This window comes from Pseudomonas sp. Pseusp10 (assembly GCF_059492225.1).
Map to the genome: position 1 here is coordinate 2,667,231 of NZ_CP168528.1, position 12,408 is coordinate 2,679,638.

Annotated in this window: 12 protein-coding genes; 10 read left to right on the forward strand and 2 right to left on the reverse strand. The window is 61.8% G+C overall.

The window, feature by feature from the left end:
• Nucleotides 1-20: 20 nt before the first annotated feature.
• The 8 genes from ACEN8Z_RS12090 (at nucleotide 21) to ACEN8Z_RS12125 (ending at nucleotide 8,057) form a co-directional block, all read left to right on the forward strand.
• Nucleotides 21-893 carry an enoyl-CoA hydratase gene (locus ACEN8Z_RS12090; protein WP_495597794.1) on the forward strand — a complete coding sequence of 291 codons (873 nt, stop codon included), beginning with the start codon at nucleotides 21-23 and terminating at the stop codon, nucleotides 891-893.
• A 2-nt stretch (nucleotides 894-895) separates the two neighbouring features.
• Nucleotides 896-1,963 (forward strand): NAD(P)H-dependent flavin oxidoreductase, encoded by a 1,068-nt coding sequence (locus ACEN8Z_RS12095; RefSeq protein ID WP_495597795.1) that lies wholly within the window; start codon nucleotides 896-898, stop codon nucleotides 1,961-1,963.
• A gap of 30 nt (nucleotides 1,964-1,993) precedes the next feature.
• Complete coding sequence (locus ACEN8Z_RS12100) at nucleotides 1,994-2,749, forward strand: enoyl-CoA hydratase family protein (RefSeq protein WP_495597796.1); 756 nt, start codon at nucleotides 1,994-1,996, stop codon at nucleotides 2,747-2,749.
• 10 nt (nucleotides 2,750-2,759) lie between these two features.
• A complete protein-coding gene (locus ACEN8Z_RS12105; protein WP_495598121.1) occupies nucleotides 2,760-3,926 on the forward strand; it encodes an acyl-CoA dehydrogenase family protein in 1,167 nt (388 codons plus the stop codon).
• 10 nt (nucleotides 3,927-3,936) lie between these two features.
• Nucleotides 3,937-4,992, forward strand: a complete 1,056-nt coding sequence (locus tag ACEN8Z_RS12110; RefSeq protein ID WP_495597797.1) for an acyl-CoA dehydrogenase family protein — start codon at nucleotides 3,937-3,939, stop codon at nucleotides 4,990-4,992.
• Nucleotides 4,993-5,160: 168 nt separating this feature from the next.
• Nucleotides 5,161-6,309 carry an acetyl-CoA C-acetyltransferase gene (locus ACEN8Z_RS12115; protein ID WP_442099873.1) on the forward strand — a complete coding sequence of 383 codons (1,149 nt, stop codon included), beginning with the start codon at nucleotides 5,161-5,163 and terminating at the stop codon, nucleotides 6,307-6,309.
• 162 nt (nucleotides 6,310-6,471) lie between these two features.
• Complete coding sequence (locus tag ACEN8Z_RS12120) at nucleotides 6,472-7,347, forward strand: SDR family oxidoreductase (RefSeq protein ID WP_495597798.1); 876 nt, start codon at nucleotides 6,472-6,474, stop codon at nucleotides 7,345-7,347.
• 200 nt (nucleotides 7,348-7,547) lie between these two features.
• Nucleotides 7,548-8,057 carry a DUF1993 domain-containing protein gene (locus tag ACEN8Z_RS12125; RefSeq protein WP_495597799.1) on the forward strand — a complete coding sequence of 170 codons (510 nt, stop codon included), beginning with the start codon at nucleotides 7,548-7,550 and terminating at the stop codon, nucleotides 8,055-8,057.
• A 189-nt stretch (nucleotides 8,058-8,246) separates the two neighbouring features.
• Here ACEN8Z_RS12125 and sstT read toward each other — a convergent pair whose 3' ends face one another.
• On the reverse strand, nucleotides 8,247-9,479 hold the full coding sequence (gene sstT, locus ACEN8Z_RS12130) for a serine/threonine transporter SstT (RefSeq protein ID WP_008002104.1): 1,233 nt from the start codon (nucleotides 9,477-9,479) through the stop codon (nucleotides 8,247-8,249).
• Nucleotides 9,480-9,960: 481 nt separating this feature from the next.
• Here sstT and ACEN8Z_RS12135 point away from each other — a divergent pair, with 481 nt between their 5' ends.
• Nucleotides 9,961-11,118, forward strand: coding sequence for an MFS transporter (locus ACEN8Z_RS12135; RefSeq protein ID WP_495597800.1), 1,158 nt, complete (start codon nucleotides 9,961-9,963; stop codon nucleotides 11,116-11,118).
• 5 nt (nucleotides 11,119-11,123) lie between these two features.
• Here the strand turns inward: ACEN8Z_RS12135 and nhaR are convergent, their stop codons facing one another.
• Nucleotides 11,124-12,023, reverse strand: coding sequence for a transcriptional activator NhaR (nhaR, locus tag ACEN8Z_RS12140; RefSeq protein WP_495597801.1), 900 nt, complete (start codon nucleotides 12,021-12,023; stop codon nucleotides 11,124-11,126).
• A 135-nt stretch (nucleotides 12,024-12,158) separates the two neighbouring features.
• On the opposite strand from nhaR, the gene ACEN8Z_RS12145 reads away from it, so the two are divergent.
• Nucleotides 12,159-12,401: a hypothetical protein gene (locus ACEN8Z_RS12145; protein WP_495597802.1), complete on the forward strand. Its 243-nt coding sequence runs from the start codon at nucleotides 12,159-12,161 to the stop codon at nucleotides 12,399-12,401.
• Nucleotides 12,402-12,408 lie beyond the last annotated feature (7 nt).

Sequence of the window (12,408 nt, forward strand, 5' to 3'; positions counted from 1 at the left end):
CGCATTTTCGGAGACAAGTGATGGCTGAACATAACGACAAGAACGAGGCCGAAGTGGTCCTGTACGAAGTGCGCGATGCGGTGGCAATCGTCACCATGAACCGCCCCGAGTACCACAACGCGCAGAACTCGCAGATGACTTATGCGCTGGACGCGGCGTTTCGCCGGGCCTGCGATGACGATGAAGTGAAGGTCATCGTGTTGCGCGGCGCCGGCAAGCATTTCTCCGCCGGGCATGACATTGGCACGCCGGGGCGCGACGTCGACAAGACGTTCGATCGGGCGAGCCTTTGGTACGACCACACCAACAAACCGGGTGGCGAGTTTCTCTATGCCCGCGAGCAGGAGGTCTATCTGGGCATGTGCAGGCGCTGGCGCGAAATGCCCAAGCCGACCATCGCTATGGTCCAGGGCGCGTGCATTGCCGGTGGGCTGATGCTGGCCTGGGTCTGCGACCTGATCGTTGCCAGCGAGGATGCTTACTTCGCCGATCCGGTGGTGCGCATGGGCATTCCCGGGGTCGAGTATTTCGCCCACGTGCATGAATTGAACCCGCGCATCGCCAAGGAATTCCTGTTCCTCGGCGAGCGCATGCCGGCACCGCGTGCCTATCAGATGGGTATGCTCAATCGGGTGGTGCCGCGCGACGAGCTGGAACAACAGACTCTCGACATCGCCGGGCGCATCGCCCAGATGCCGCGCCTGGGCCTGCAATTGAGCAAGCAAGCGGTGAACAACGCCGAAGACCTGATGGGCAAGCGCGCGACCATGGACATGGTGTTCGGCCTGCATCACTTCGCCCATGCCCACAATGAACTGGTGTCCGGCGACCGCCTCGGCGGCTACGACGCCAGGGCCATGGCCAGTTCGCAACGCAATGCGGGCGGGGCGTGAGCATGGCGATTTCGTTGAATACCCGGTTGACCAAACTGCTCGGTTGCCGCTATCCGATCATCCAGACCGCCATGGGCTGGGTCGCCGACCCGAAACTGGTGGCGGCCACGGGCAATGCCGGCGGCTTCGGTTTTCTCGCCGGGGCGACTATCGAACCGCAGCTCATGGAAGCGGCGATTATCGAAACCCGGCGTCTGACCGATCAGCCGTTCGGGGTGAATTTCCACATGTACCAGGCCAATGCCGGCGAGATCGTCGAACTGGTGTTGCGCCACAAAGTCCGGGCGGTCAGCTACAGCCGTTCACCGGGCAAGCAAATGATCAGCCGTCTGAAAGATGCCGGCGTGGTGTGCATTCCCACGGTCGGCGCGCTCAAGCATGCGCAGAAAGCCGTGGAAATGGGCGCCGATGCGGTGACCGTACAGGGCGGCGAGGGTGGCGGGCATACCGGTTCCGTGCCTACTTCGATGCTGCTCGATCAAGTAGTCAATGCCGTGTCGGTGCCGGTGGTGGCGGCCGGCGGTTTCAAGGACGGCAAGGGACTGGTTTCGGCCCTGGCCTACGGTGCCGAAGGTATCGCCATGGGCACGCGTTTTCTGATGTGCGCCGACAGCCCGGTGCCCCAGGCGACCCTGGCCCGTTACCTGGCAGTGAAAGACCCGGCGGCGATCATCATCAGCCGCGCCATCGACGGCATGCCACAACGGATGATCCGCAACGAATTGCTCAACCAGCTGGAAAACAGCGGTGGCCTCAAGCGCCTGTTGCTGGCCTTGCAGAGTGGTTTGGCCTACCGCCGTCACACGGGCATGAGCCTGACTCAACTGCTGACCAGCGCACTGAAGATGCGCGGCAGCGGAGAGCTGACCGCCGCGCAAAGCATCATGGCCGCCAACGCGCCGATGGTGATCCAGAAAGCCATGGTCGACGGGCAACCGGCCGCGGGCGTGTTGCCTGCCGGACAGATCGCCGCATCCATCGACAGCTTGCCCAGCTGCGCCCAATTAATTGAACAGATCGTCCGCGACGCCGAAGCGCGCCTGGGCGAGCTGTGCCGCCGTGTGTCGTGAAGGGGCCATGTATTGTGAAGGAAGGAAACCATGAAACCATTTAGCGTCAGCATCGAAAACGGCATTGCCGAACTGGTGTTCAACCGGCCACCGGTCAACGCCTTCAATTGCCAGGGCTGGGCCGACATCGCCAGCGAGATCGAGGGCCTGGGCCGCAACAACGCTGTGCGGGTGATCGTGATCCGGGCCGAAGGTCGCGGCTTTTGCGCCGGGGTCGATATCAAGGAACTGGCCGCCGCCGGCAACCTGATCGTCGCGGTGAACAAGGGCAACTACGACAGCTTCAAGGCCATTCACCGCAACCCGAAACCGGTGATCGTCGCCGTGCACGGCTTCGTGCTGGGCGGCGGTATCGGCATCTGCGGTGCCGCCGACATCATCGTCGCGTCCGAGTGCGCCACCTTCGGCGTGCCGGAAGTGGATCGCGGCGCCATGGGCGGCGGCGCGCATTTGCAGCGGCTGTTCCCGGTGCAGAAAGTCCGCCACATGTACTTCACCGGCGAGCCGATCGACGCCGCCGAGGCTTACCGCCTGGGCGCCGTGGAGCGGGTGGTCAAGCGTGAAGACTTGCGCGAAGCCGCGTTGCAGATCGCCCGCACCATCGCCGCCAAGAGCCCGGGCATGATCAGCCTGGCCAAGGAAGCGCTGACCGGCATCGAAGACGGCAATCTGGAAGACAAATACCGCTGGGAGCAGGGCTTCACCCTCGAAGCCTATCGCTCACTGGACTCTCAGGAAGCACGCGACTCGTTCGTCGAGAAACGCGATGCCCGATTTAACGGCTGAAGGCATATCCATGGACCTGACCTATACCCCGGCCCAGCAGGCCTTTCGCTTTGATGCGCGAACCTGGCTGGCGGCCAATGTACCGAGTGAACCGCTGCAATCGTTCGACACCGAACAGGGCTTTGCCGAGCACCGCGCCTGGGAAGCCAAACTCAACGAAGGTCGTTGGGGCATGGTCACCTGGCCGACGGAACTCGGCGGGCGCGGCTGCGACCTGATCGAGTGGCTGATTTTCGAAGAGGAGTACTACCGTTCCGGGGCGCCGGCACGGGTCAACCAGAACGGCATTTTCTTGCTTGGCCCGACCCTGATGGAATACGGCAGCGAAGAACAAAAGGCACGGTTTCTGCCGCGCATGGCCAAGGGCGAAGATATCTGGGCCCAGGCCTGGTCCGAGCCGGGCGCCGGTTCCGACATGGCGGCGATCCGCTCCCGGGCCGAACGGGTGGGCGACCACTATGTGATCAATGGCCAGAAAACCTGGTCGACCCGCGCGGTGTGGGCCGATTGGGTGTTCGGTATTTTCCGTACCGATCCACAGTCCCAGCGTCATCACGGGCTGACGTTCATCCTGCTGCCATTGAATACGCCGGGCATCACCGTGCGGCCGATTCCGCAGCTCAACGGCTTGCCGGGTTTCGCCGAAATCTTCTTCGATGACGTCAAGGTGCCGGTGGAGAACGCCCTCGGCGGCGAGGGCATGGGCTGGCACGTGGCGATGTCCACCGCCGGGTTCGAGCGCGGTTTGCTGCTGCGTTCGCCGGCACGCTTCCAGGAAACCGCCAAGCGTCTGGTGCAGTTGTACCTGGCCAACCGCGAACGGGCCGATCGCGACCCGGCCATCGGTGAGGCGGTGATGCGCGCCTGGCTCGATGCCGAGGCCTACACCCTGAGCACCTACATGACCGCCTCGAAACTGGTGCAGGGCGGCAAGATCGGGCCGGAGTCGTCGACCAACAAAATCTTCTGGTCGGAACTCGACCAGCGCATGCACGACACCGCCATGAGCATTCTTGGCCTGCGTGGCGAGCTGCTGCCCCAAGCCCCGGCCGCCGGTGATGTCGGCCATTGGCTGGAAGGTTTCCTGTTTGCCCAGGCCGGGCCGATCTACGCCGGCACCAACGAGATCCAGCGCAACATCATTGCCGAACGCATGCTCGGCATGCCGCGTGCCTGAGGAATAGACCATGGACTTTAGTTTCAGCCGCGACCAACTGCTGTTTCAGGACAACGTCCGCAGCTTCCTGATCAACGAAGTCACCCCGGAACGCATTCGCGAACTGTGGCAGAGCGACAGCGGGCGCAGTGAGCGACTCTGGGCCCAGCTGGTGGAACTGGGCCTGACCGCCCTGACCGTGCCCGAGGCGCAGGACGGCATGGGCATGAATGAGCTGGATTTCGTGCTGATTGCCCAGGAATGCGGTTACGCCGGTCTGCCTGAACCGTTGGTGGACACCATGCTGGTCGGCGTGCCGTTGCTCGCCGCCCTTGATGAGCAACACGCTTCACTAAAGCAGACTTGGCTGTCACGGGTCGCTGAGGGGCGCGCGCGTTTCGCCGTTTCTGAACCGGGCAATCCGCTGGTCAGCGATGCCCATGTTGCCGATCTGCTGTTGCTGGCTAATGGCGATGAAGTGCATGCACTGGAGCGCGACGCCGTGCGCCTGACCCGCAATGAATCGGTCGACCCGAGCCGTCAGTTGTTCCAGGTCGAATGGACACCAACGCCCACCACCTGTGTCGCCAGCGGCGAACAGGGGCGGCGTTTGTGGGCAGCCGCCTGCAACCGTGGCGCCCTCGCCAGTGCCGCGCAATTGCTCGGGCTGGCCAAACGCATGGTCGACCTGGCGGTGGACTACACCTTCGAGCGCAAGCAGTTCGGCAAACCGGTGGGCTCGTTCCAGGCCGTCAAGCACTTGATGGCCAACATCGCGGTGCAGATCGAGTTCGCCAAAGGTCCGCTATACCGCGCCGCTTATGCGCTGGCCGAGCAGCAACCGGGGCAGGACGTGCTGGTGTCCCACGCCAAACTGGCAACCGCGGAAGCGGCCCTGCTCGCCGCGAAGAACAGCATCCAGGCCCATGGCGCCATGGGTTACACCTGGGAAGTCGACTTGCATCTGTTCATGAAACGCGCCTGGGCGCTGGACAAGGTCTGGGGCGATCGCGGTTTGCACAAAGGGCGGATTCGTGCGGCCCTGTTTGATGGCACCCCAGAGCTGGGTGCGGGCAATACGTTCTAACCAGTCAGTAAGGGTGACTACATCCCTGTGGGAGCGAGCTTGCTCGCGATAGCGGTGCGTCAGATGGCATCAATGTTGGATGTGTCGGCCTCATCGCGAGCAAGCTCGCTCCCACAGGTTTTTCGGCGCTCTCAATACCAGACTTCAATTTTTTCACCGAGGTAGACCATGCCTGAAGCCTATATCGTCGACGCCCTGCGTACGCCCACCGGGCGGCGCAAGGGTGGTCTGAGCCAGATCCACGCCGCCGACCTGGGCGCCCACGTATTGCGCGCGCTGGTCGAGCGCAACGCCATTCCCGACGAGGATTACGACGACGTGATCTTCGGCTGTGTCGACACCATCGGCCCGCTGGCCGGTGACATCGCCCGCACCAGTTGGCTGGCGGCCGGCCTGTCGCAATCGGTGCCGGGCACCACCATCGATCGCCAGTGCGGCTCATCGCAGCAAGCGGTGCACTTCGCCGCCCAGGCGGTGATGAGCGGCACCCAGGACGTGGTCATCGCCGGTGGCGTGCAGACCATGACCCAGATCCCGATCTCTTCGGCGATGATCGCCGCCGAGCCGTTGGGCTTCACCGATCCGTTCAGCGGCTCCGAAGGCTGGGTGCGGCGTTACGGCGCGCAACCACCGACGCAGTTCCGTTCGGCGCAGATGATCGCCGAAAAGTGGGACTTGTCCCGGGCGCAACTTGAAGCCTATTCGCTTGAGTCCCATCGACGTGCCTTACAGGCCATAGAGCAAGGCCGTTTCAACCGCGAAATCGTGCCCCTGGCCGGTGTGCTGCATGACGAAACCCCGCGCCACACCAGCCTGGAAAAAATGGCCGAGCTGGAATTCCTGTTCGGCTGCGACCGGGTGACCGCAGCGGTGTCCAGCCAGACCTGCGACGCGGCCAGCGCGATGCTGATCGTCTCGGAAGCAGCGCTCAAGCGTTACGGCCTGACGCCACGGGCACGCATCCATCACCTGAGCGTGCGCGCCGAAGACCCGATCTGGATGCTCACCGCGCCGATCCCGGCCACGGCTTACGCGCTCAAGCGTGCCGGCATGAAGCTCGAAGACATTGACCGGGTGGAGATCAACGAAGCCTTCGCCTCGGTGGCCATGGCCTGGCTCAAAGAGACGGGCTATCCCCACGAACAAACCAACGTCAACGGCGGTGCGATTGCCCTCGGCCATCCACTGGGCGCCACCGGCACCCGCTTGATGTGCAGCCTGCTGCACGAACTGGAACGCAGCGGCGGACGTTTTGGCATGCAGACCATGTGCGAAGGCGGCGGTCAGGCCAACGTGACCATCATCGAACGCTTGTAATCAGGATGCACACCGGTCCTGTAGGAGCGAGCCGGCTCGCGATGGACTCAAGAACGACGCGGTTATTCAGATACCCCGTGTATTCGTTAACGACCATCGCGAGCAGGCTCGCTCCTACAGGGGATTTGTGGCGAGTAGTGATGAATTTGAAGGATTTAGAACATGAAAATCTGTGAAAACCGCGTTGTGATCATCACCGGCGCCGGTGGCGGTCTGGGTCGCGCCTATGCGCTGGCCTTCGCCGCCGAAGGCGCGAAAGTGCTGGTCAACGACATCAACCGCGAAGCGGCACTGGCCGTGGTCGGCGAAATCCTCGGCCAGGGTGGCAGTGCCGTGGCCAACAGTGACGACATTACCCGTTATGACTCGGCGGGGCTGATCGTGCGCCAGGCCATCGAAACCTTTGGCGATCTGAACGTGGTGGTCAACAACGCCGGCATCTGCCGCGACCGCATGTTCGCCAGCCTCGGCGAATCCGACTGGGACGCTGTGGTGGCCGTGCATCTGAAGGGGCACTTCTGCATTTCCAGCCACGCCGTGAAGTACTGGCGTGAGCAGGTCAAGGGCGGCGCCAAGGTCGATGCGCGGATCATCAACACCAGTTCCGGTGCCGGTTTGCAGGGCTCCATTGGCCAGTCCAACTACGCGGCGGCCAAGGGCGGTATTGCTTCGTTGACGCTGGTGCAGGCGGCTGAACTGCGCCGCTACGGAATCACTGCCAACGCCCTGGCGCCGGCCGCGCGTACCGGGATGACCGAGCAAGTGTTCGCCGACACCATGAAAAAGCCTGAAGAGGGCTTCGATTACTTCGCCCCGGAAAACGTCGCGCCGCTGGTGGTGTGGCTCGGCTCCGAGGCTTCCGCTGAGGTGACGGGGCAGATGTTCGAAGTCGAGGGTGGCAAGTTGTCGATCGCCGACGGCTGGCGCCGTGGCCCGGAACTGGATCGCCAGGGCCGCTGGGCGGTCGGTGAAATGGGCGATGCCGTCGCACAGCTTGTGGCTCAGGCCGTTCCGGCAGCCAAAGTGTACGGCAGCTGAAAAATACCGGTCTCGGATGGGCGGCATGGCTATAATCGGCCCACGATCCAAAGCCGATCACCTGTAGGAGCGAGCTTGCTCGCGATGGACGTTAACGATAACGCGTTCTTTCCGGATTAACGTGTTGCGCTTGAGTCCATCGCGAGCAAGCTCGCTCCTACAGATGCACATGAACCACGTTCCTCTACACGAGACCTGCCATGACCATTTCCCTGTATGACGCTTCCGTGCCTGTTTTCCAGCAAATGCTCAACGCCCTGAGCGATGTACTGAAAAAGGCCGAGGCTCACGCCACCGAAAAAAACATCGACCCTAACGCGTTCCTGCAAGCGCGCCTGTTTCCGGACATGTTCCCGCTGGTGCGTCAGGTGCAGATCGCCGTTGATTTCAGCAAGGGCGTTTCCGGTCGCCTGGCCGAAGTCGAATTGCCGAAGTACGACGACAGCGAAACCACCTTTGCCGAACTGCAAGCACTGATCGCCAAGGCCCTGGCTTTCATCGGCAGCATCAAGCCGGAGCAGATCAACGGCAAGGAAGGCATCGAGATCGTGACCCGTCCGGGCACGCCTAAAGAGAAGCGCTTCAGTGGCCAGGCTTACCTGCTGACCTACGGCCTGCCGCAGTTCTTCTTCCACGTCACCACTACTTACGCACTGCTGCGCCACAATGGCGTGGAAGTGGGCAAGCGCGACTACATGGGCGCGTTCTAAACCGTCCAGGTACAAAAAAGCCCCCGGAGCCTTTGGCTGCGGGGGCTTTTTCATGTGTACGCATTTTTCAGCTACGCCATCAATCCTTGTGGGAGCGAGCTTGCTCGCGATGGCGGAGTGTCAGTCGACAGCTTTGTTGAATGATAAAACGCTATCGCGAGCAAGCTCGCTCCCACAGGGGCGGCGGTGTTACGCCAATCGTGCTGCCTTCTGCTCTTCACCCAGGCAAGCCGCCGCGGTGAACAGCACATCGGTGGACGAGTTCAGCGCGGTTTCCGCCGAGTCCTGCAATACGCCGATGATGAAACCGACCGCCACCACCTGCATGGCGATCTCGCTCGGGATGCCGAACAGGCTGCACGCCAGTGGAATCAGCAACAGCGAACCACCCGCCACGCCCGAAGCACCGCAGGCACAGATCGCTGCGACGACGCTCAGCAGGATCGCGGTCGGAATGTCCACGGCGATGCCCAGGGTGTGCACCGCCGCCAGGGTCAGCACCGTGATGGTGATCGCCGCGCCGGCCATGTTGATGGTGGCGCCCAGCGGGATCGATACCGAGTAGGTGTCTTCGTGCAGGCCCAGACGCTTGCTCAATTCCAGGTTGACCGGAATGTTCGCCGCCGAGCTGCGGGTGAAGAACGCGGTGATGCCGCTCTCGCGCAGGCAGGTCAGGACCAGCGGGTAGGGGTTGCGGCGCAGTTTCCAGAACACGATGAGCGGGTTCATCACCAGCGCCACGAACAGCATGCAGCCCAGCAGCACGGCCAGCAGGTGCGCGTAGCCGATCAAGGCGCCGAAGCCGGAGGTGGCGAGGGTCGAGGCCACCAGGCCGAAGATGCCCAGCGGGGCGAAGCTGATCACCAGGCGCACGATCACCGTCACGCCGTTGGACAAGTCGCCCAGTACTTCACGGGTGGTGTCGCCGGCGTGGCGAATGGCGATGCCCATGCCGATGGCCCACGCCAGAATGCCGATGAAATTGGCGTTCATCAGGGCGCTGACCGGATTATCCACCACGCTCAGCAACAGACTTTGCAGCACTTCGCCAATTCCGCCTGGTGCCGTGACCGCGACGTCCTGGGTCGACAGCACCAGGCTCGACGGGAACATCATGCTGGCTACCACTGCGACCACGGCGGCGGCGAAAGTGCCCAATAGATACAAAAACAGAATCGGTCGGATGTGGGTTTCCTGACCGTGCTTATGGTTGGCAATCGACGCCATGACCAACACAAACACCAGAATCGGCGCGACGGCTTTCAATGCGCTGACAAACACTTTGCCGATGAACGCCGTGGACTTCGCCACGTCAGGGGCAAACAGGGCCAGGGCAATACCGGCGATAAGGCCGATCACGATTTGCGTGACCAGGCTCAAGCGTTTAAGGCGTTGCAATAGAGAAGGGGATGAAGCAGTCATAAAGCAGCATCTCTGATTTTTATAAGTGCGAGGTTTCACCGCGCTTGCAGCAACAAACAGGGCAGGCCGCAGACGGGAAACCGAGAAGGAAACACAGGGTGTAATGTCATTTAAGGTGCTGAACGCCGCATTTCTTGTGGGAGCGAGCTTGCTCGCGATGACGGTGGCACAGTCCATAGTCGCGTTGTCTGACAGTCCGCCATCGTCGGAACGCCGCCCGGAGCAAGCTCGCTCCCACAGGTTTTGCCCTTAAATAATCGGCATTAACCACAGGGTGTACGTTTTTCAGGGCGCGGACTTTATCACAGCGCAGGCACGATCCTTCAGACCTGTGACGATCCGCCACTCGGGCATTCAACGAGATCGGCAGGTTCGTGCAACCCTGATTGGAAACACTCTGTTAAGATTCGCCATCCTCATTTTCATGTCTGCCAGTGGGCCTTCGGGCTATCGCTGGTGTCGTCGTTTTCTGGAGTTGTGCATGCGGTTGTTGCCCATTCTTCTGTTGTCTGCCGCCGGTTTCACGGTGCTGACCACGGAATTCATCATTGTCGGCCTGTTGCCGGCCATCGCCCGCGACCTGGACGTCAGCATCCCGCAGGCCGGGTTGCTGGTGACCCTGTTTGCCTTCACCGTGGCCGCGTTCGGGCCGTTCCTCACCGCGTACTTCGCCCGCTTCGAGCGGCGCAAGTTGTTCATTTCGGTGCTGATCCTGTTCGGCCTGGCCAACACGCTCGCGGCACTGGCGCCGAACATCTGGGTGATGGCGTTCGCGCGGCTGATCCCGGCGCTGGGGCTGCCGGTGTTCTGGGCGCTGGCCAGCGAGACTGCGGTGGACATCGTCGGGCCGGATTACGCCGGTCGCGCCATCGCCAAGATCGGCTTCGGCATCGTTTGCGCGACGGTATTTGGCATTCCGGTGGGCACGCTGATTTCCGACGCGTTCGGCTGGCGCAGTGCCTTTGCCATTCTGGCGGTCATCGCCTTTGCCAAGGCGTTGTTGCTGTTTATCTACCTGCCGAAGACCAACTTGCACCAGCATCAGGTGAGTTTCATTTCGCAGTTCAAGATCCTGCGCAGCCCGCTGATGCTGGGGCATGTGTTGCTGTCGGTGGTGGTGTTCAGCGGTATGTTCACCGCCTACACCTATCTGGCAGACATTCTTGAGCGGTTGGCCGGCTTCAACGGCACTGTGGTCGGCTGGTGCCTGATGGGCTTCGGCGCGGTCGGGCTGATCGGCAACTCCCTGGGCGGGCGCGCGGTGGATCGTCATCCGCTGATGGCGTCGATGATGTTCTGTGCATTCATGATTGCCGGCCTGGTGGCGCTGGTGCCGAACATCCATTCGCCGGTCGGTCTGGCGGCGGCGATGGGCATCTGGGGCGTGACCCAGGCCGCGTTGTTCCTGGTCAGCCATGTGCGCCTGATGAAAGCCGCACCCGAGGCGCCGGCGTTTGCCGCGTCGCTGAACATCGCCGGGGCCAACCTCGGTATCGGTCTGGGCGCGATGATCGGTGGCCGGGTGATCGACAGCGTCGGCCTGCAAGGCCTTGGCTTCGCCGCGGCGGCTTTTATCCTCGCCTCGATCCTGCTGGCGATTGCCCTGATGACCTTCCAGCCCCGGGAAGTCTGCACCTGAAAGCCTTAAAACTCGGTAAACAGCTCGCGTCGGGCACCTTCGGTAATGGCAACGATGCCGGGGTGCTTGACCTTGCGTTCCACTGAGATGGCATAGAACGACTCGCTCACCGCGTCAGTCTTGCCGATCACTTCTACGCCGTACTGGCGTTGCACTTCATCGGCAATCACGCTCGGGCCGATGAAGATCCCGCTGCCGGATTGGCCGAAGGCCTGCATCAGGGCGCTGTCGTCGAACTCGCCGACAATTTGCGGCTGGATCTGCTGCTCGGCGAACCAGCGCTGCAAACGGCTGCGTACCACGGTTTCCGGGCCGGGAATCAGCAGCGGCGCACCGTGCAGATTGCGCGGAAAGTCGTGACCGTAACGTGCCGCCAGCTCAGGGGTGGCAAAGAAGCTGATCCCGCACTCACCGAGTTTCTGGCTGTAGCCCTTGATGTCCAGGTGCGACGGCATCGGGCTGTCGGAAATCACCAGGTCCAGACGCTGGATCGCCAGGTCGGCCAATAAACGTTCAAGCTTGTCTTCGCGGCACGTGATGCGCAGCGGTTCGCTCAACTCCATGGTCGGTGCGATCAGGCGATAGACAATGGATTTGGGCACTACGTCCGCCACGCCCACGCGAAACAGAATCTGCTGTTCATTGGGTCGTGCCCGCAGCATCAGCTCCAGTTCGCCGCCCAGCTGAAACATTTGTTCGGCGTAGGGCAGGGTTTGTCGCCCGGCTTCGGTGAGTTCCAGTTGCCGACCTACCCGGCGAAACAATTCGATGCCGTAGGTTTGTTCGAGCAGGGATATTTGTCCGCTGATGGTCTGGGGTGTCAGGTTCAGCTGCTCGCAGGCGCGCACGATGCTGCCGGTCTTGGCTACCACCCAGAAGTAATGTAACTGCCGATAGTTGAGCATGTTGGTCTACAGTTCGTAAAAACCGAAGTATAACCGCTGAAAATACGAATTTTCCTGAAGTGTTCGTCTCCCTAGAATGCATCGCTATCAACGGGCCATCGTTTAGGTCCCGTTCGTTCTATCGAGGAAAGCATCATGAAGCTGAGAACCACGGCACTGTTGATCACGTCTTTACTGGTACTGGCCGGTTGCGACCAGGCCGAGAAAAGCGCGCAACAGTTGATGGGCAAGGCCGCCGAAAGTGCCAAACAGGCGATTGACGATACCCACAAGGCCGCCGAACAAGCACTCAGCGATGCCACTGGCGGGCTGATCAGCAAAAAAGAATCATCGGAAAAAGAGGCGGAAAAATCCGAATCTTCCTCCCAGGAAATCTAAACCGTAC